Raw genomic sequence first — 18,803 nt, 5'->3', positions numbered from 1 at the left:
ATGGCGGGCCGTTTTCTGTGGCCGCTGCTCGGCTTTGCGCTGGCCGTGGTGCTCTGGTCGCTGGGCGTGCAGGCGCTCGAGCAGCGCACCCCGATCGCCGCAATGTTCGCGCCGCTCGAGACCATGCGCGCGTTCCAGGTCATGGTCACCGGGCCGGATATCTGGCTGCATGTGAGCACGAGCCTGACACGGGTGGCCGTGGGCCTGGGTTTTGCGATCCTGTTCGGCGTGCCGCTGGGGATCCTGGTGGGCATGTCGAAGGCGTTCTCGCAGGCGAGCACGCCGCTGTTCCAGCTGCTGCGCATGGTGTCACCGCTGTCGTGGATGCCGCTGGCCGTGATGGTGCTGGGGGTGGGCGACGCGCCGGTGTACTTCCTGCTGGCGTTTGCCGCCGTGTGGCCGCTGATGCTCAGCACCGCCGCCGGCGTGGCGCAGCTCGATCCGAACTGGATGCTGCTGGCGCGTTCGCTGTCGGCCACCCGCTGGGAAGTGATCTGGCGCCTCGTGCTGCCGGGGATCACGGCGCAAATCCTCACCGGTGTGCGGCTGGCGATCGGCATCATCTGGATCGTGCTGGTGCCGGCCGAAATGCTGGGCGTGTCGGCCGGCCTCGGCTACTTCATCCTCGATACGCGTGACCGGCTGGCGTATTCGGAGCTGACGGCGGCCATCATCCTGATCGGCATCCTCGGCTACGCGCTCGATTACGCGGCGCGCTTCGTGCATGCACGCTGGCTGCATGCGCAGCCGGCAGCGCCGTTGAAGTGATCCTGCCCCCCACCCTGGTAAGGTGGGGGCGCCCTGCTACCGGTACGCCGGAGGCTCCGGTATCATGCAGGGATGAATTCCATTCCTTTTTCGCCATTCGTCATCGGGGTCGCCGGTGGCAGCGGCAGTGGCAAGTCCACGGTCTCCCAGCAGGTACTGGCGTCGTTCGGCGCCGACATGGTTTCGATCGTGATGCAGGACGATTACTACCGCGACCAGTCCGACCTGCCTCCCGAAGTGCGCCGCAAGCAGAACTACGATCATCCGCACGCGTTCGACTGGCCGTTGCTGATCCAGCATGTCCAGGCGCTGCGCAATGGCGAGCCGATCGCGATGCCCGAGTACGATTTCACGATCGACAACCGCTCGGACAAGACCATTCCCGTGAAGCCGGCGCCCGTGATCGTGGTCGAAGGGCTGTTTGCCCTGTACGACGCCGATCTGCGCGACATGATGTCGCTGAAGATCTTTGTCGACACGGCGTCCGACGTGCGCTTCATCCGCCGCATGCAGCGCGATATTGCCGAACGCGGCCGTTCACTGGAGAGCATCGTCAGCCAGTACCTGGACACGGTGCGGCCGATGCACAAGCAGTTCATCGAACCCACCAAGCGCAATGCCGACGTGATCCTGCCCCATGGCGCCAACGGCCCGGCGGTCGACATGATCACCACCAAGGTCGCGAGCATCATCGGCCGGTCGAAGCGGCCCTGAACACCTCGCTCAGACGCGCATGTGCTTTTCGACGGTGGCCTGCAGCGCGGATCTGAACCGGGCCAGGTCGCCCGACTTGTGGACATAGTCGACGGCGCCGAGCTGGCGGGCACGCTCGCGGTCGGTGTCGAGATCCGAGTTGGTCAGGATGATCAACGGCACGTCGTACTGCAGCTGGTAACCCCGCATCAGGATCATCGTCTCGAAGCCATCCATCCGGGGCATCTTCAGGTCCATCAGGATCAGGTCGAAATGACGTTGCTTCATCAGGACCAGCGCATCCCAGCCGTCGCGCGCGACATCGACATCGACCCTGCCTTCGAATTTTTCCAGCGCCTGCAACGTGAATTCGGCGTCGAACGGAAGATCTTCGACGACCAGAATGACTTTTTTGGCAGCATTGTCTGTCTTGGTCATTGCACAGTCTGGCTTCCGGTGAATCGCTTCGTGGGGGTCCTGCTGGTCGTCGGCATCATCAATACAGTATAGACGAGCTATTGCCCTGGCGTTGTGTCTTGTCCGGCGGATGTCCCGCCAATCTGAGGCAACTGTTCAGCCCCGCGCTGCCGGCCGCTGCTACGGACCGGCGACCAGGCGATTGCGCCCATCCATCTTCGCCTGGTACAACAGGCGGTCCGCAGCTTCGATGGCGGCCAGCGGCGCGCCGCACGTGCCATCGGCCTGGTCGCAGGTATGGACCCCGAGACTGACCGTGACATGGCCGTAGGAACTTCCCTCGTGCGCCAGGCCAAGCGCCTGCACGGCGCACCGGATGTTCTCGGCCACCGCGCGGGCGCCATCGCTGTCGGTATCGGGCAGGATGATGGCGAATTCTTCGCCGCCGTAGCGCGCCGTCAGGTCGGTCGGCCGCCGTGGTCCCGACGCGATCGCGCCCGCAACCCGGCGCAGACAGTCGTCGCCGGCGACGTGGCCATAGCAGTCGTTGAACTTCTTGAAATGGTCGACATCGAGCAGGATCAGCGAAAACGGCAGGCCGCTCCTGCGTCCCCGTTCGTATTCGACGGCCAGCACTTCGTCGAAGCGGCGCCGGTTGGCCAGCCCGGTCAGGGCGTCGACGTCGGCCAGGTGGCGCAGCGATACATTGTGCAGTTCGAGCGCGCTGCGCGCCGCGCGCAATTCGGACTCCAGCGCCTCGCGCACGCGCAACTGGCTGATCATGCGGTGCCCTCCCCAGCCGAGCATGCACACGGCGAACACGACCACGCAGCTCATCTTGATCACGGCCATCCACCAGCCGTCCAGAATTTCGTCCTTCGACTGGGCCGTCGCCACCAGCAGCGGAAAGCCGTCCAGGTGGCGGTAACTGTACAGGCGCTCGACGCCATCGATCCTGGAAGTCATCATCGCCGTGCCGACGGGGCCCGATTTCGAATAGGCCTGGAACACGGGACCGTTGCTGATGCTCGTTCCCACCATCACGGCGTTGAACGGGCGGCGATACAGCAGTGTGCCGTCATCGATGGCCAGGATGATCGTGCCGGTGCGGCCGACGTCGAAGCTGTCGTAGAACTTGCCGAAGTAATCCAGATTGAGCGACGCCATCGCAACGCCGCCGAAACTGCCATCGGGGCGGTTGATCCGGCGCGACACGGGAATCGTCTGGACGCCCGTGGAGCGGCTGAAAATCGGCTTGCCGATGCGCGTGCCCAGGTCGGTATGGGTCATGTGGTAACGGAAAAACTCGCGGTCGATATTGCTGCCCGGTAGCACCGCTGGCAGCGAGGTTGCCAGCCGCATGCCGTCAGCGCCGTAGATGAACAACTCGCGCACTTCTTCGCTGGTGCGCGTGATGCGCGCCATCCGTGCATGCAGGCGCCGTATGTCCACCGGCTGCGTGGTTGACTGCTCGACGCGTTCCACCATCTCCGCCAGCACCGAGTCGGCCACAGTCAGCGAGCGCTCGGCGTGTGATGCCAGCGCGCGTGCCATGTTTTCGGTGCTGATTGCCGTCTGGTCCAGTTCACCCTGGCGCGACGCCCATAAGCTCCACCCATGCAGACCGATCAGCAACAGGCAAAAGCACGCCATCAAAATAATCGACCGCACGACCAGCGGTCTGCGCCGCTCGTCGAGATGTTGCAAGCGGAGCAGGTTGAGATCGGCGGAAGGCGGCATGGCAAGAATGGCAACGAGGGAAAAGAAAGATTCCCGACAGCTTAATAGTTCCTCTTGGAAATGTCTTGCAGATTAGAACGTAAAGCCTCGTTCTGTTCATCGCTTAGATACAGGGCCGGACGGGAGAGCATGGGAACCTGCGCTGATGGTCGCGTGCGCGCAACAGGGACGGATCGAACGATGTGATCTGATACAAACTGATAGAATGTTTCCTGATGGAAATTTACAAATGATTGCACTATTTTTGGACAGCCTGGATGCCTCATAGAATCAATCGGGACCTCTTCCGGTGGCGCGTGCGCGCCTTTGCCAGGCTGATGTCGGCAGTGCTCGTGCTGGCGTTGGTCGTGGCCGTGCCCAGCGCCCTGGTTGCTGCCTACCGGGGCTATCCGCAAGTTGCCCTGATGGACACGATCGCACTGGCGTGGATCCTGGCGATCTGGCGTTTCGACCGCTTGTCGCACACGAGCCGCGTCGTCAATTTCCTGGCCATGCTGTTTTTCGTTGCCGTCGGTTCAATCGTCTCCGTTGGCGCAGTCGGCCTTTGCTACCTTCTTGCGATACCCGTCATTGCCGTGATCCTGCTGGGACAGCGCGCGGCGTATGTCACGATCGGGACCGGCGCCCTGGCCATGATCGTGCTCGGCCTGGCCGGCTACAGCGAGCTGACCATGGGCGACCTCGCGAACGACTCGCCCGTGGGCGCGCTGCTCTTCGCGCTCAACTATGCATGTGTCGGCACGCTGGGCACGCTGACGGCGGGTAGCGTACTCAAGGGCTTGTCGCGTTCGCTGAACAAGGCGGACGCCGTTTCCACGTCCCTCGAGCAGGAGCGCACCACATTGCGCGCGGTCAATCAGGAACGCCGACTGACCTCGGCAGCGCTGGCGGGCCTGCACGACATGGTGCTGATCGTCCAGGCAATTCCCGGGAAAACCTCGCATCAGCCGATCATCTTTGCGAACGCTGCGTTCGAGCGCCACAGCGGTTACCGCATCGACGAAATCATCGGGCAAAGCCTGCATGTCCTGCACGGACCGGAAACCTGCACCGACACCGTCGCGGCCCTGTCGGACGCGATGGCGCGTTACGAACCGGCGTCGGCGCAACTGGTCAATTACACGAAAGCAGGCGAACCCCGCTGGGTGGAAGTCGATATCGTGCCGTTTGCCGGCGAAGGCGGACCGATCACGCACTGGGTGGCCGTCGGCCGCGATATTACCGAGAAGCGCCAGTCCGCCGAATCGATCCGCAAGCTGGCGTTCTACGACGTGCTGACCGAACTGCCGAACCGCCGGTTGCTGATGGAGCGCCTGGGTACCCTGGTCGACAAGGCGCAGCGCGGCGAAGGCATCGGGGCCGTGCTGTATCTCGACCTGGACAACTTCAAGAGCGTCAACGATGCGCGCGGCCATGCGACCGGGGACGCCCTGCTGAAACACGTGGCCGGCATCCTGCGCGATACCGTCCACCGGCGCGACACCGTGGCGCGCCTCGGTGGCGACGAATTCGTCGTGCTGGCCGAGCATCTTGGCGACGACGCCAGCGCGGCCACCGCCGCCGCGATGGCGTTGGCCGAGCGCGTCGGCACTGCCCTGCGCCGGCCCATCGACATCGATGGCCAGGTCTACCAGTCGTCGGGAAGCGTGGGCATTTCGCTGCCGACCCGGCTCGAGCAGACCGCCCAGGACCTGCTGCGCGAAGCCGATACGGCGATGTACCATGCCAAGGCCGCAGGCCGCAATGGCGCGGCCCTGTTCGAAACGACCATGCTGGCCGCCGCCGAAAATACGCTGATGCTCGAACGCGACCTGGGCAATGCCCTCGACAACGACGAGTTCGCGCTGCACCTGCAGCTGCAGGTCAGCCCCGACGGCCAGCCGATCGGCGCCGAATCGCTGCTGCGCTGGCGCCGTGCCGACGGCGTGCTGGTGCCACCCGACGTGTTCATTCCGATCGCCGAAAAAACCGGCCTGATCGTCCCGCTGGGAACCTGGGTGCTGCGGCAGGCATGCCTGTCCTGGCTGCGCCTGTCGCGCGCCGGCCACGCGCTGCCGCTGTCGGTCAACGTCAGCCCGCGCCAGTTCCAGCAAGCCGACTTCGTCGACGTGGTGCGCTCGATCCTCGCCGAGACGGGCGTGCCCGCCACCCAGCTGATCTTCGAGCTGACCGAAGGCCTGCTGGTCGAGAACATGGACGCCACCGTCGCCCGAATGCATGTGCTGGCCGAACTGGGCATCCGGTTCTCGATCGACGACTTCGGCACCGGCTACTCGAGCCTGGCCTACCTGCAGAAAATGCCGTTGTACGAACTGAAGATCGACAAGGGCTTCATGCGCGACATGCCGCACGACGTGAATGGCACGGCGCTGGTCAAGTCCATCCTCGCCATGGCCGGCCAGCTTGGCCTGCGCGTCGTCGCCGAAGGCATCGAAACCCGCGAGCAGGCGCAGTTTCTCGCGTCGCACGGCAAACCGTGCATGCAGGGCTTCCTGTTCTGCCGCCCGATGCCACTGGGCGAACTGATCAGCCAACTCGAAGCCGCCGCCTGAACGGCGCACCGACCTTTCATCAGAACATCAGCAACACCGTCACCGTGTCGCGGTAGTCGCCCGGCGTCGGGGCGCGCTGACTTGGCACGATCCCGTACATCATGACGTTCTGCGCGCTGCCGGTGCCGGTGCCGCTGTAGACCGTGGTGCCGGCCGTGCCGTCGCCCCAGGCCGCGCCGTCGGGTGTCGATGAAATCCGGTAGCCGATCGTCTCGCCGGTCACGCTGTTCTTCATCGTGCGCGCCCCCGGATTGTTCGACACACCGCCGTTCAGCGCGATCTGGTAGGTGCTGTCGGCCGTGCAGGCCACGCTCAACGGCGCACTGATGCGCTGGTCGTTGATCGGGCTGCCGCTGGCAAAGGCCAGGTTGCTGGTACTGATCAGACAATTATTGACCGCCGTGGCGCGTGCCTGGAACGAGAATGCCGCGCTGGCGCCGGCCGTGCACGGCACGCTGCCGAAGCCGTACTGCACGGTGCCGTGGCCGGCGAAGCTGGCGCCATACACCGTGTCGGCATTGCCAACCGTGGCCACGCCTACCAGACTCGCCGCCGGAATTTTTCCGTACACGGTGAAGCTGCGCGTCACCCCGCCCAATCCCAGCAAGCCTGCCAGTGTTGCGGTGATCGGCCTGGCGCCGATGGTGCTGGCGGTGCTGCCCCAGATCTTGGCCGCCGTGTACGAGCTGTCGGTGTAGAGGTTATACGACAGGCGGTTGCTGCCGTTGAGCAGGTAGCGCGGGGCGCCCGTGCCGCCGCCCGGGCCCACGCCCAGGTTGACGCAGACGTTCGCCGCTGGCAGCAGCAGTTGGTTGGACCCGATAGTCCAGTAGCAGGTCACGGTCAGCGTGCCGCTGGCGGTCACGTCGCTGCCCACGATCGGGCTGACCACGCCGAAGTCGACATCGGTCATCGCGGCCACGCAGTTGTCGGCGCGCGCCGCGGTAGCGGCCAGCAACCACAGCGTGACAGTCATCAGGATCAGGCGGCACAGGCGTGGCGCGCGTGGGCGGCAGATTGCGATCATTTGGTCATTCTCCTTGCAGGGGCTGGCAAACCAGCGGTCCGATCACGGGCAGTTCGCCCGCCACCGGCTTGTAGTCGAAACGCACTTCGCACCCATCCTTGCCGCTGCCGATGCGCACGCGGTTCTGTGCGCGCAAGCCTTCGATGAACAGCACGCCATCGTACCCGACCATCGCCGTCAGTTCGCTGCCGTCCAGGCGCGCCAGCGTGCCGACGTCGGGCACCGTGCCATCGGCGCGCACCAGCGTGAGCGTTGCGGCCGCATAGCGCTCGATCGCGAAGCGCGCCACCACGCCGGCATTCTGACGCGGCACGATCTCGATGACCGTGTGCGGGATGCGGGTGTCGGATGGCAGCGACGACGGGTCGATCGCAATCCGGCTCGTGGCGTACGGTTGCAGGTCGGGCACCAGCAGGCGCCCGTTGCGGTCGGTGCGACCGATCGGGCGATTGTCCTGCAGCACCGGCAGGTCGGGCGCGCCGCCCGAGACGAGCGCGAAACCGCGCCCGACATTGCGCGCCGTGATCAGCGCGCCATCCATCGCGACAACCGCGCCGCTGACATCCAGGCTCGTGTTGCGGCTCTCGCCCACGCGCTGCGTCGACACGATCGCGCGGCCGTGCGCGCCAAGGTATTGCAGCTGGGCCTGGTCGTAGCGTTGCGGGCCGGTCTTGCCCGCCTGGACGGCCCACCCGAGGCCACCGTCGAAGTCCGGCGCGCGCCCCATCGATACCGACGCCACCTGCTCGCCGCGCTGGCGCCCCGCATTGGTGTTGACCGCCACGCGCGAATCGAAGGCCATGCTGAAGGTGGCCGTGATGCCCCGCTCGGCACGCCGCTCGAGATCCTGGAATGCGCCCAGGCTGAAGTAGCCGCGCAGGCCGACGCTGCGCGACCAGGCCAGCGACACGGTGCGCGTCACCAGAGCCGGGGTCGGGGTCAGGGCCGGCGCAGTCAACCTGGTCAACGGATTGCCAAACGGATCGAGCACCGGCGCGACGCCCGCCACCAGCGGCGTGCGCAGCTGAATCAGGTTCATGCTGAAGCTGTTGCCGCCGAATGCCGTGCTGATGCTGGCCCGGTCGAGCGCGCGCGGCACCGGCGTGCCTTCGAGCGTGCCCAGGTCGCCGAAGCCGGCGCTGGCGCGGATCGATTGCAGGTCGAGCGCGAAGCGCGGCGACACGTACTGGTACCCGAGCGTGGCTTGCCAGCCCCGGTAGCGGCCGGCACTGGCCGCCAGTGCGCCGCTGGCCACGCCGGCGCCCGGCACGCGCGCAAGCACGCCGCCGCCGAGCAGCACCTGGCCGCTGCCGGCTTCGGCATGCCCTTCCAGCGTCAGGCGGTCGGTCCAGCCATGGCGTATCGAACCCACCACCGCCGGACCGCCGTAGCGGAACGATGCCACGCCGTAGTCGCGCCGCAGCGCGCCAAGGGAGACGGCGAAATCGGTCAGGCCGCGCGCCAGCAGACGCGTGTCGACGTACAGCGGCAGCGTGGTGGCGACTTCGCGCCCCAGCGCATCGCGCGTGATGACGGTGGCCTGGCCGGCGCCGTTCAGGCCCGCCACCTGGTCGACCACGAACGGGCCGGTCGGCACGCTGGTGCTGAACTGGCGCACATTGTTGACAAACAGGTCCACGCTCGTGGGGACGACCGCCGAACCGGCAATCGAGGCCACCGGATAGGTCACCAGGTCCGGACGCAGCTCGAAGTTGCGGCGCCACTCGATGCCGCCCAGGCGCAGCGCGCGCGACCAGCTCAGCGCCGGGGTGACGGTGTCGCCCAGTTGCACGGTGGTCAAGCGGTCCTGGTTGGCGTAAGTCCAGGTGGTGTCGTAGCGCGTGTAGCCGCGCTCTTCGCCGCGCAGGATGGCCGCGCCGGTGCTGCTCAAGCTGCCGTGCGGATCGAAATAACGCAGATCGAGATTGCTGGCCACCGAGCCGCCGCTGCTCTGGGCGAACACGTTGTAGTTCAGGAGCATGCCGCGGCTGGCCTGGCCAGCACCGCTGGCGCGCACGGTACGCGCGCTGATCACGCGCGACACGCGCAGGCGATCCGACAGGGTCAGCGCCAGCGTCTGGGCGGCGCTGTCGTAGCGCCAGGTCATGCCGTCGATCTCGTCGAGCAGAAAATCGGCGCGGTCGGCCACGCCAAAGCGCGCCGGGTCCAGGCCCAGTTCGCGCAGGCTCTCGACCGTCATGCGCAGGCTGGCGCCCTGCTGGATCACGGAGACGAGCAGGCCCGTGGACTGGCCGTCGATCGACACGTCCAGATACAGTTCGGTGGGTTGGGCCGCCACCAGGCCGGCCTGCGCGTCGAGCGCGGCCAGCGAGGCCGACGCCGGGGCGGCGGCCACCATGGCGGCCGCTGCCGCGATGGGCGTGGCAGGTGTGATGGCGAGGGCCAGCAGGCAGGTAGGCAAGGACGACGACCGCAGGGCCCAGCCACGCCCGGTGGCGCGTGTGCATGGCTGCCCCGGGCGTCAGTCGCGCGCGACGGCCGCCTTGGCGGACTGCGACTTGGCGTTGACGTTGGTGTCGATGGCGAGCGGCGCTGGCAGTGCCCCGGCGACGTCGGCGGGCAAGGCCCATTCGCGCGTGCGACCAGGCAGTGCGTAACCCAGCAAGCCTTTGCTGAGCACGACGTCGCGGCTGCCGACCGTCACGCTGGTGGCGCCGATCTGCGCATGCAGCGCGCCGGTATTGCGGGCGCGCAGATGCCAGGCGCCGGCGCGCTGGAAGGTGCTCCATTCGAGTTGCGGGGCAGCTTGCGTATCGCTTGGCAGCACGAAGGCCGGGACCGAATACTGCAGGCGGATCGCGACGTTGGCCTGCTGAGGGTCGCCACGCGGCAGTTCATCGATCAGGATGCGGTAGGTCTGTTCGGCGCCGCCCGGTGTCGAAGGGTTACCGACTGCGGTGCCGGCGCGGCGCACGAGGCGGATCGTCTGGGCGCTCTTGCCCGCGATCTCGATGATCGGCGGGCTGGCCACGAGCTGCGTGGTCGGGGTCAGGGCGTCGATGCCGTCACGCTGGTCCCAGGCATACACCCGGACCTGGCCGTACAGCGGCGTGTCGCCATTGTTCTGCAACTGGATGCCGGCCGAGTTCTGGCCGGGCTGGAAGCTGATCGACACCGGAGAAATCTGCAGGTTGGCGCCATACGCCGCCGTCCCGGAACACAGTGCCGCCGCCAGCGCGATGGAGAAGAAACCCCGCATGCACGACTCCAATCAGAAGTAGATGGTCGCGGTGATCGTCGATTTGTAGTTGTCCGGCGTCGGCGACTTCTGGACCGGGATTTCACCGTACACGGTCAGCGTCTGCGCATTGCCGGTACCGGTGCCGGCCAGCGTGTCGGTGCCCTGGGTATTGCCCCACAGGCTAGAGCCGGCGCTGCGGTACAGGTTGACGGCGACGGTGTCGACGTTGGCGCCGGTGCCGCTCAGGAAGCGCGTGGTGCCGGCCGAACCGGCGCCGGTGCCGGCGTCCAGGCCCACGTTGTAGGGCGTGGTGTTGGTGCAGGTCACATTGATGTTCGACGAGCCGGTGATCGCGGAGGTGATGACACCGGTCTGGCCGAAGTCGATGCCGTTGGCGGCGATGGTGCAGTCGGCCACGACGCGCATCGTGACGTCGAAGGTGCTGCTCTTGCTCTTGGAGTACACCGCGGCGCCCGTGGTGAAAGGCATGACAGCAGCCAGGACAGCAGCCAGGACACGGATACGTTTTGGGGTAGTCATCATCATATTCTCCAGATTCAAGGGCGCTGTCACCGCGACGCGCATCGTCTTGCTCAACTCAGAAAATATGATACATGTGTTTCCATGAGGAATCAAAGCGCTTTTTTCAATTCTGCTGACTCTGCGCGATTTGCTGGTTTTTTGCAACACTCGTTGCATCGTTGTCATCCAGCAGCGGATTTAATCCTCCGGTTCGGCCCAGGATCGTGCATGTGCCACTGCCCGCGCCCAGCGCGCCATCAGCGCCGCGCGGCGCTCGGCCGCCATCCGGGGCTCGAAACAGGTGTCGACCTGCCACTGGTGTTCGAGTGTTGCAGGCGACTCCCAGACACCGCACGCGAGGCCTGCAAGCCAGGCGGCGCCCAGCGCCGTTGTTTCGGTCACGCGCGGGCGCACCACGGGGATGCCGAGCAGGTCGGCCTGGAATTGCATCAGCAGGTCGTTGCGCGCCGCCCCGCCATCGGCGCGCAGTTCGGTGACGGCGCACGCGGCGTCCTTCTGCATGGCCGTCAGGAGTTCGGCGCTCTGGTAGGCGATGGCCTCGAGCGCGGCGCGCGCGATGTGGGCGGCGGTCGTGCCGCGCGTCATGCCGAGGATGGTGGCGCGGGCGTATGGATCCCAGTGCGGCGCGCCCAGGCCGGTAAATGCCGGCACCAGCATCACGCCGCCGCTATCGGGCACGCTCGTGGACAGCGCCTCGACCTCGCGCGACTGGCGGATGATGCCCAGGCCATCGCGTAACCATTGCACCGTGGCGCCACCCATGAAGACGCTGCCTTCGAGCAGGTAGTCGGTGCGCCCGTCAATTGTCCAGCCAACGGTCGACAGCAGGCGGTGATGCGATACCGGTGGCGTTGCGCCGGCATGCATCAGCATGAAGCAGCCGGTACCATAGGTATTCTTGACCATGCCCTTGCGATGGCACGCCTGGCCGAAGGTGGCTGCCTGCTGGTCGCCGGCAATGCCGGCAATCGGGATCGGGTGGCCGAACCACTCGGCGGCGGCATGCCCGACCAGGCCGCTGCTGGGCACGATCTCGGGCAGCACCGCGCGCGGGATGTCGAACAGCGCCAGCAAGGCGTCATCCCAGGCCAGCGTGTGGATGTTGAAGAGCATCGTGCGCGCCGCGTTGCTGGTATCGGTCACGTGGCGCCCGCACAGGCGGTACACCAGATAGCTGTCGACGGTGCCAAAGGCCAGCTCGCCCCGCTCGGCGCGCTGGCGGGCGCCCGGGACGTGGTCGAGCAACCATTGCAGCTTGGTGGCGGAAAAATACGCGTCCAGTTCCAGCCCGGTCAGTTCGGCGATCATGGCCGCCCTGCCCGCTTCGCGCAGCCGGTCGCAGGCGCCGGCCGTGCGCCGGTCTTGCCAGACGATGGCGTTGGCCACGGGTTCGCCGGTAACGCGGTCCCACAGGAGCGTCGTTTCGCGCTGATTGGCGATGCCGATCGCGGCGATGCGCGCAGGGTCGACGCCGCTGTCGGTCAGCGCGGCGCGCGCGCAGGCGAGCTGGCTGGCCCAGATGTCCGCCGGATCGTGCTCGACCCAGCCGGGTTGCGGGAAATGCTGGGGAAATTCGCGCTGGCAGCTGGCCACGGCCACGCCGGCATCGTCGAACACGATCGCACGCGAACTGGTGGTGCCCTGGTCGAGGGCGAGGATGTAGTGGGTCAATGCGGTCTCCGGAACGACCGGGGAAAACGCGCACCGAGCGGTGCGCGTCATGAATTATGTGTAAAGCAGGCCGATAGGCCGGATTCTGTGTAATGCCACCTTGCGGCGACACTTGGACAATCATTCCTCTAGGCGCTGAATTACTCCAGCGCTCAAGCTTCCTACCCGCACGCTCCGCGAGCAACATCAACGCGTGCCTATTTGGAATTGCTCCGAGTGGAGGTTACCGCGTTTCACCGTAACTAAATACGCTCGTCTCTGTGGCCCTATTCCTCGCCTTGTACCACTGGCTTGCGCCAGCGGATTTCGGCGGACGGCCGTTAACCGTCACCCTGCTCTATGGAGTCCGGACCTTCCTCCCGTCCACGACCTTGCGGCGTGGACCAGCGACTGCCTGGCCTGCTTCACGGGGCGTATTGTACCCGATATCTGACGGGGATTTCGCGGGCTCTGGCAAGCCTGGGTACCCTACCATGTCAGTACGAAGCCTGGATCGCTGTCGTTTCACCACCTTCTCCCATATTCACCCTATTTGCATGTCGGCATTTATTACACTTTTTTAAAATGTTCAAGAATAATTTTCCCAAGCCATTGAATGAAAAGCACATTGCTTCATGGTGCGGATATTGCTAATGGCCTCGTGTCATTCAAATCTTAGGAAATTATCGTGAAATTCAACATATCGAGCATGGTGACTGCAGTTTTGATTGCTTTTAGCAGCACAGCATCCGCCATTCCAATCCTGAACTTCGAAGGTTCACAAAACGGCGCCTTGATTGAAAACTTTTACAACGGCGGCACGGACAGCTTTGGCAATCGTGGTGGCGACTACGGCGTTACTTTCGAGGGCGGTATCATCAAAGTCGAACATGGTCTTACTTATCTTACGGGAGTGACAAAAATTTCCGTGGCAGGCGGCTTCGCTGACGGCGTATCGTTCAACTATTCGACACGTCAGCCCCTCGGCAATCACTACGGCGATGGGGACTTCCTGGTTTACTACTCGTCAATCCAGAACGACACTCATGGAGCACAGTTCCTTGGTAATACGGGGACAGGCTTCTGTGAAACTCTGCCTGGACAGTTCTGCCTTTTCCGCGGCGCACGAATCCAGGATATTGGCATGGTGCTCGGCAGCTTCACATTTGATCCCACTGCAGCGATCGATACCATCTACTTCGGCAATTTGACGCCGCCTGCCAACCAGTGGGCATTAGGGGCGGACATACCTGGCTACCAGCTACCAGAGCCGGGCACGCTGGCGTTGATTGGCTTGGGTTTTCTTGGTCTCGCGTCACGACATTCGAGGCGTTCAGCGAAACGGTATCAAGCTGGTCAAACCGCAGCCTATTGCCCGCATCGATGTTCGGATCGACATCGCCAGGTCACGCTGCGATGATGGATCACCGTACCAGTACCGCTGTTTATGAAATTTCATGTCGCCATTTCAAAAGCCGTGCTCGTACTGGTCACATAAAATGCCTTGAAAGCTACTTCAAGGACGATCCCCACCATGACGCACCCTTCCCGCACCGGCGGCCAGATCCTGGTCGATGCCCTTTCCATTCACGGCGTCGATACCGCCTTCGGTGTCCCGGGTGAAAGCTACCTGGACGTGCTCGACGCGCTGCACGATTCGAACATCCGCTTCGTGATCAATCGCCAGGAAGGGGGCGCGGCGTTCATGGCCGAGGCTTACGGCAAGCTCACCGGCAAGCCGGGCATTTGCTTCGTCACGCGCGGGCCGGGCGCCACCAATGCATCGATCGGCGTGCACACGGCGTACCAGGATTCCACGCCGATGATCCTGTTCATCGGCCAGGTCGGTAACGACTTCGTCGACCGCGAAGCGTTCCAGGAAATCGACTACCGCCGCATGTATGGGCAGATGGCCAAGTGGGTCGCCCAGATCGACCGCGCCGACCGCATCCCCGAATACCTGGCGCGCGCATTCCAGGTCGCCACCAGCGGCCGCCCGGGTCCGGTGGTGCTGGCGCTGCCCGAAGACATGCTGGTCTCGCTGGCGGAAGTTGCCGACACGCGCGCCTATACGCCAGCGCACGGCGCGCCATCAAGCGACCAGATCGCGCAACTGCGCACGATGCTGGCTGAGGCCAAGCGTCCGGTCGTCCTGCTGGGCGGCGGCACCTGGACCGCGCAAGCCTGCGCCGACCTGGCGCAGTTCGCCGAGCGCAATCACCTGCCGGTGGGCTGCACGTTCCGCTTCCAGGACCTGCTCGACAACGCGCACCCGAACTACATCGGCGACGTGGGCATCGGCATCAATCCGAAGCTGGCCGCGCGCGTGAAAGACGCCGACCTGGTCATCGCCATCGGCCCGCGCCTGGGTGAAATGACGACCGGCGGCTACACCTTGCTGGACGCGCCCGTGCCGGCCCAGCGCCTGGTGCACATCCATCCCGATCCCGAAGAACTGGGCAGCGTCTACCAGGGCGAACTGATGATCGCGGCCGGCATGCCGCAGGCCTGCGCCATGCTCGCCGCGATGGAACCGGTCGACGCAACCTGGCAGGCCAATGTGACGCAGGCCAGGGGCGAGCTGGTCGCGTGGCAGGCGCAACCTGCCCTGCTGCGCGAAGGCGTCCCGCTCGACCTGTGGCAAGTTGTGCAGGATCTGCAAAGCGCCCTGCCGGCGGACGCGATCATCACCAACGGCGCCGGCAACTACGCGTCGTGGGCGCACCGCTTCTATCGGTACGGCGGCATGCGCACGCAGCTGGCCCCGACCAATGGCGCGATGGGGTATGCGGTGCCAAGCGGCGTCGCGGCCAAGATCGTGCATCCCGAGCGCGCCGTGGTGACCTTTGCCGGCGACGGCGAATTCATGATGACCGGCCAGGAACTGGCCACCGCCGTGCAGTACGGTGCCGGCGTCGTGATCCTGGTCTTCAACAACAATATGTTCGGCACGATCCGCATGCACCAGGAGCGCACCTATCCGGGCCGCGTGTCGGGCACGAACCTGCACAATCCGGATTTCGCGGCGCTGGCGCGTGCCTATGGCGGCCATGGTGAAGTGGTCGACCAGACCGCCGACTTTGCACCGGCCCTGGCGCGCGCGCTGGCCTACACGGCGCAGGAACAGCTGCCGGCCGTGATCGAGCTGCGCTACGACGGCAATCTGATCACGCCAAACGCCACGCTCGAGATGATGCGTGCACAGGCCGAGGCCGCAAAAGGAGCACGCTAGCGCGCAAAGCGGGAACGTATTGCTGCTCTGGTAAAATATTCGCACGTTTTTTCATCGCCGGCCCCGCCGGCGTTCGCACGAAGTCCCCCACCAGACACTATGTTCAGCTTCTTCAAAAGAAAGAAAGCGCCCGATACCCCGGCGCCGGAACCTGTTGTACCTGCTGCACCCGCGACGCGCGCGGCGCCTGCCGCCAGGCCGGCGCCCCCGGCGCCTGTCGTGGCCAAGCCCGATATCAAAAAGGACGTCAAGCCCGAGGTCAAGCCTGACCTCAAGACCGAGGTCAGCGTGCTGCACGAAGGTAGCAACCTGTTCCCGGAAACCGCCGAGCGCCCCACCACCGAGCTGGAAAAGAAGCAATCGTGGATGGCGCGCCTTAAGGCCGGCCTGTCCAAGACCTCGAGCAATCTGTCGCTGCTGTTCGTCGGTGCGCGCATCGACGAAGACCTGTACGACGAACTCGAAGCGGCGCTGCTGATGTCCGACGCCGGCATCGGCGCCACCGAACACCTGCTCACCGAACTGCGCCGCAAGGTCAAGGAAGACAAGCTGCTCGACGCGCCCGCCGTCAAGACGGCGCTCAAGAGCCTGATGATCGAGATGCTGCTGCCATTGCAAAAGCCGCTCGAACTGGGCCGCCATGACCCGTTGGTGATGATGATCGCGGGCGTGAACGGCGCCGGCAAGACCACCACCATCGGCAAGCTGGCCAAGCACATGCAAAGCTTCGACCAGTCGGTGCTGCTGGCTGCGGGCGACACGTTCCGCGCCGCCGCGCGCGAGCAATTGATGGTCTGGGGCCAGCGCAACAACGTGACCGTGATTTCGCAGCAGTCGGGCGATCCGGCCGCTGTCGCCTTTGATGCGGTCCAGTCGGGCAAGGCGCGTGGCACCGATGTCGTCATGATCGACACGGCCGGCCGCCTGCCAACCCAACTGCACCTGATGGAAGAGCTGAAAAAGATCAAGCGCGTGATCGGCAAGGGCATGGCGGGTGCACCCCATGAAATCCTGCTCGTCATCGACGGCAACACGGGCCAGAACGCGCTGGCGCAGGTCAAGGCGTTTGACGATGCGCTGGGGCTGACGGGCCTGGTCGTCACCAAGCTCGACGGCACCGCCAAGGGTGGCGTGCTGGCCGCGATCGCGCAGAACCGCCCGATTCCCGTGTACTTCATCGGCGTGGGCGAAAAGCTGGAAGACCTGCAGCCATTCAATGCCGAAGAATTCGTCGACGCGCTGCTCGGCTGAGCGGCTGATCGAACAAGGACACCATGATTGCATTCCAGTCAGTATCGAAGCAGTACACCCACGGCGACGCGCAGGGCAGCTACGCGCTGCACGACGTCACGCTCGCCATCGGCAAGGGCGAGCTGGTCTATCTGGCGGGCCCATCGGGCGCGGGCAAGTCGACCCTCATGAAAATGGTCGCCGGCGTCGAGCGGCCCACCAGCGGCAAGGTGATCGTCAGCGGGCATGACGTCGGGCGCATCAAGCCGGCCGGGATTCCTTTCCTGCGCCGCAATATCGGCATCATCTTCCAGCAACAGCGCCTGCTCAACGACCGCAATATCCTGGCCAATACGATGCTGCCGATGCTGGTGACCGGTGCGCGCACGGCCGAAGCCGAGCAGCGCGCCCGCGCGGCGCTCGACAAGGTCGGCCTGCTCGACCGCGCCCGCGCGATGCCGCTCGAACTGTCCGGCGGCGAGCAGCAGCGCGTGGCCGTGGCCCGTGCGATCGTCAACCGCCCGCAGATCATCCTGGCCGACGAACCCACCGCCAACCTCGACCGCGTCGCGGCCGACAAGGTGCTCGATGCGCTGCGCTCGTTCCATGCGGTGGGCGTCACGTGCGTGATCTCGACCCACGACGATTACGTGCTGGAGCGCGCCGAGCGCGTCATCCGCCTGGAAAATGGCCAACTGGTCGGAGGTGCAGCATGAGCCCGTGGTTGCGCCAGCACCGTTTCGCCCTGGTGGCCGCGCTGTCGACCGTGCGCAAGTCGCCCGGCAGCTTCCTGTTCAACGTGCTCGTCGTCGCGCTGGCGCTCACGCTGCCGTTCGCCGGCCTGACTCTGCTCGACAATGTACGGCCGCTGTCCGAGCAGTTATCGGTCGACCCCGAGATCAGTCTGTTCATGCGCGAGGATGTCAGTCGGCCCGATGCACAGGCCTTGCTGCCGCAGATTCGCCAGATCGTCGCACAGGGCAAGGGCGAAGTCATGTTCGTGCCGCGCGAAGAAGCGCTGGAATCGCTCAAGGCCCGCAGCAGCCTGGGCGGCGTGCTGGAAACGCTCGGCGAGAACCCGCTGCCGGACAGTTACGTGATGAAGCTGGGCGGCTTTGCCAGCGCCGGCGCCGCGGCGCAGGTCGACGCCATCACCGAGCGCCTGCGCGCCCTGCCCGGCGTCGAGACGGTGCAGGTCGACTCGGCCTGGGTCAAGCGCCTGGCCGCGCTGCTGGGCATCCTGCGCCTGGCCCTGCTGCTGCTGGCCGGTACACTCGGCATCGTCGTCATCGCGGTGGTGTTCAATACCATTCGCCTGCAGGTGCTGACGCAGAAAGAAGAAATCTCCGTTTCGCAACTGCTGGGCGCGACCAATGACTTCATCCACCGCCCGTTCTTCTATACGGGCGCCCTGCTCGGCCTGTGCGCCGGCGGCGTGGCCCTGGGCGTGGTGGCGCTGGCCTTGCACCCGCTGAATGGCGCCATTGCCGAATTTGCGCGGCTGTACGGCTCACAATTCCAGCTGATGACGCTGGGCGGGCTGGAAATTGCCGGCTTGCTGGCAGTGAGTGCCGGCCTGGGCCTGATCGGCGCCATGCTGTCGGTACGGCGTCACCTGGCGCGGGGGCGCTGACAGCGCTACAGGGGTGACGGCAGCGGCACTCCTACAATATTGCTGAATAAAAAAGATTGATTCAGGGTGTTGAAAACGCCGGAAGTGGCACCACTTCCAGAGCAGGGCGAGGCGGC

The 18,803-nt window shown here is 65.3% G+C and carries 15 protein-coding genes and 1 other RNA gene; 8 read left to right on the top strand and 8 right to left on the bottom strand.

All coding sequences use genetic code 11. The annotated features are described in order from the left end of the window. Complete coding sequence (locus ACZ0AJ_RS01405) at positions 1-768, top strand: ABC transporter permease (protein WP_499453476.1); 768 nt, start codon at positions 1-3, stop codon at positions 766-768. 72 nt (positions 769-840) lie between these two features. Beyond that, on the top strand, positions 841-1,482 hold the full coding sequence (udk, locus tag ACZ0AJ_RS01400; protein WP_499453474.1) for a uridine kinase: 642 nt from the start codon (positions 841-843) through the stop codon (positions 1,480-1,482). A 9-nt stretch (positions 1,483-1,491) separates the two neighbouring features. Here udk and ACZ0AJ_RS01395 read toward each other — a convergent pair whose 3' ends face one another. Then, the gene (locus tag ACZ0AJ_RS01395; RefSeq protein WP_499453472.1) at positions 1,492-1,899 is read right to left on the bottom strand and encodes a response regulator; all 408 of its coding nucleotides are present in this window, start codon (positions 1,897-1,899) and stop codon (positions 1,492-1,494) included. Positions 1,900-2,058: 159 nt separating this feature from the next. Next, positions 2,059-3,531, bottom strand: a complete 1,473-nt coding sequence (locus ACZ0AJ_RS01390; RefSeq protein WP_499453470.1) for a sensor domain-containing diguanylate cyclase — start codon at positions 3,529-3,531, stop codon at positions 2,059-2,061. Positions 3,532-3,875: 344 nt separating this feature from the next. On the opposite strand from ACZ0AJ_RS01390, the gene ACZ0AJ_RS01385 reads away from it, so the two are divergent. Then, positions 3,876-6,170, top strand: coding sequence for a putative bifunctional diguanylate cyclase/phosphodiesterase (locus ACZ0AJ_RS01385; RefSeq protein ID WP_499453468.1), 2,295 nt, complete (start codon positions 3,876-3,878; stop codon positions 6,168-6,170). 19 nt (positions 6,171-6,189) lie between these two features. Here ACZ0AJ_RS01385 and ACZ0AJ_RS01380 read toward each other — a convergent pair whose 3' ends face one another. From ACZ0AJ_RS01380 to rnpB, 6 genes are all read right to left on the bottom strand, one after another. Next, a complete protein-coding gene (locus ACZ0AJ_RS01380) occupies positions 6,190-7,197 on the bottom strand; it encodes a Csu type fimbrial protein (protein WP_499453466.1) in 1,008 nt (335 codons plus the stop codon). Positions 7,198-7,201: 4 nt separating this feature from the next. Further along, positions 7,202-9,619 carry a fimbria/pilus outer membrane usher protein gene (locus ACZ0AJ_RS01375; protein WP_499453464.1) on the bottom strand — a complete coding sequence of 806 codons (2,418 nt, stop codon included), beginning with the start codon at positions 9,617-9,619 and terminating at the stop codon, positions 7,202-7,204. 60 nt (positions 9,620-9,679) lie between these two features. After that, complete coding sequence (locus ACZ0AJ_RS01370; RefSeq protein ID WP_499453462.1) at positions 9,680-10,417, bottom strand: fimbrial biogenesis chaperone; 738 nt, start codon at positions 10,415-10,417, stop codon at positions 9,680-9,682. Positions 10,418-10,429: 12 nt separating this feature from the next. Next, on the bottom strand, positions 10,430-10,942 hold the full coding sequence (locus ACZ0AJ_RS01365) for a Csu type fimbrial protein (RefSeq protein ID WP_499453460.1): 513 nt from the start codon (positions 10,940-10,942) through the stop codon (positions 10,430-10,432). A gap of 177 nt (positions 10,943-11,119) precedes the next feature. Then, on the bottom strand, positions 11,120-12,613 hold the full coding sequence (glpK, locus tag ACZ0AJ_RS01360) for a glycerol kinase GlpK (protein WP_499453458.1): 1,494 nt from the start codon (positions 12,611-12,613) through the stop codon (positions 11,120-11,122). Between the two features lie 58 nt (positions 12,614-12,671). Continuing rightward, positions 12,672-13,019: RNase P RNA component class A (gene rnpB, locus ACZ0AJ_RS01355), an RNA gene on the bottom strand. Between the two features lie 261 nt (positions 13,020-13,280). Between rnpB and ACZ0AJ_RS01350 the strand changes: the two genes are divergently transcribed. The 5 genes from ACZ0AJ_RS01350 (at position 13,281) to ftsX (ending at position 18,687) form a co-directional block, all read left to right on the top strand. After that, positions 13,281-14,012, top strand: a complete 732-nt coding sequence (locus ACZ0AJ_RS01350) for a PEP-CTERM sorting domain-containing protein (RefSeq protein WP_499453456.1) — start codon at positions 13,281-13,283, stop codon at positions 14,010-14,012. 114 nt (positions 14,013-14,126) lie between these two features. After that, entirely contained in the window at positions 14,127-15,824 is a 1,698-nt protein-coding gene (locus ACZ0AJ_RS01345; RefSeq protein ID WP_499453454.1) for a thiamine pyrophosphate-binding protein, read from the top strand. 99 nt (positions 15,825-15,923) lie between these two features. Next, a complete protein-coding gene (gene ftsY, locus ACZ0AJ_RS01340) occupies positions 15,924-17,075 on the top strand; it encodes a signal recognition particle-docking protein FtsY (RefSeq protein WP_499453452.1) in 1,152 nt (383 codons plus the stop codon). Positions 17,076-17,098: 23 nt separating this feature from the next. Then, positions 17,099-17,770, top strand: a complete 672-nt coding sequence (locus ACZ0AJ_RS01335; protein ID WP_183557109.1) for a cell division ATP-binding protein FtsE — start codon at positions 17,099-17,101, stop codon at positions 17,768-17,770. Beyond that, positions 17,767-18,687: a permease-like cell division protein FtsX gene (gene ftsX, locus ACZ0AJ_RS01330; RefSeq protein WP_499453450.1), complete on the top strand. Its 921-nt coding sequence runs from the start codon at positions 17,767-17,769 to the stop codon at positions 18,685-18,687. The genes ACZ0AJ_RS01335 and ftsX overlap by 4 nt, the downstream gene beginning before the upstream one ends. The last annotated feature ends 116 nt before the right edge of the window (positions 18,688-18,803 follow it).

This window comes from Telluria sp. AC161, from assembly GCF_979258535.1.
Note: the sequence above shows the minus strand (reverse complement) of the source record. Positions and strands in the feature narration are given on the sequence as shown.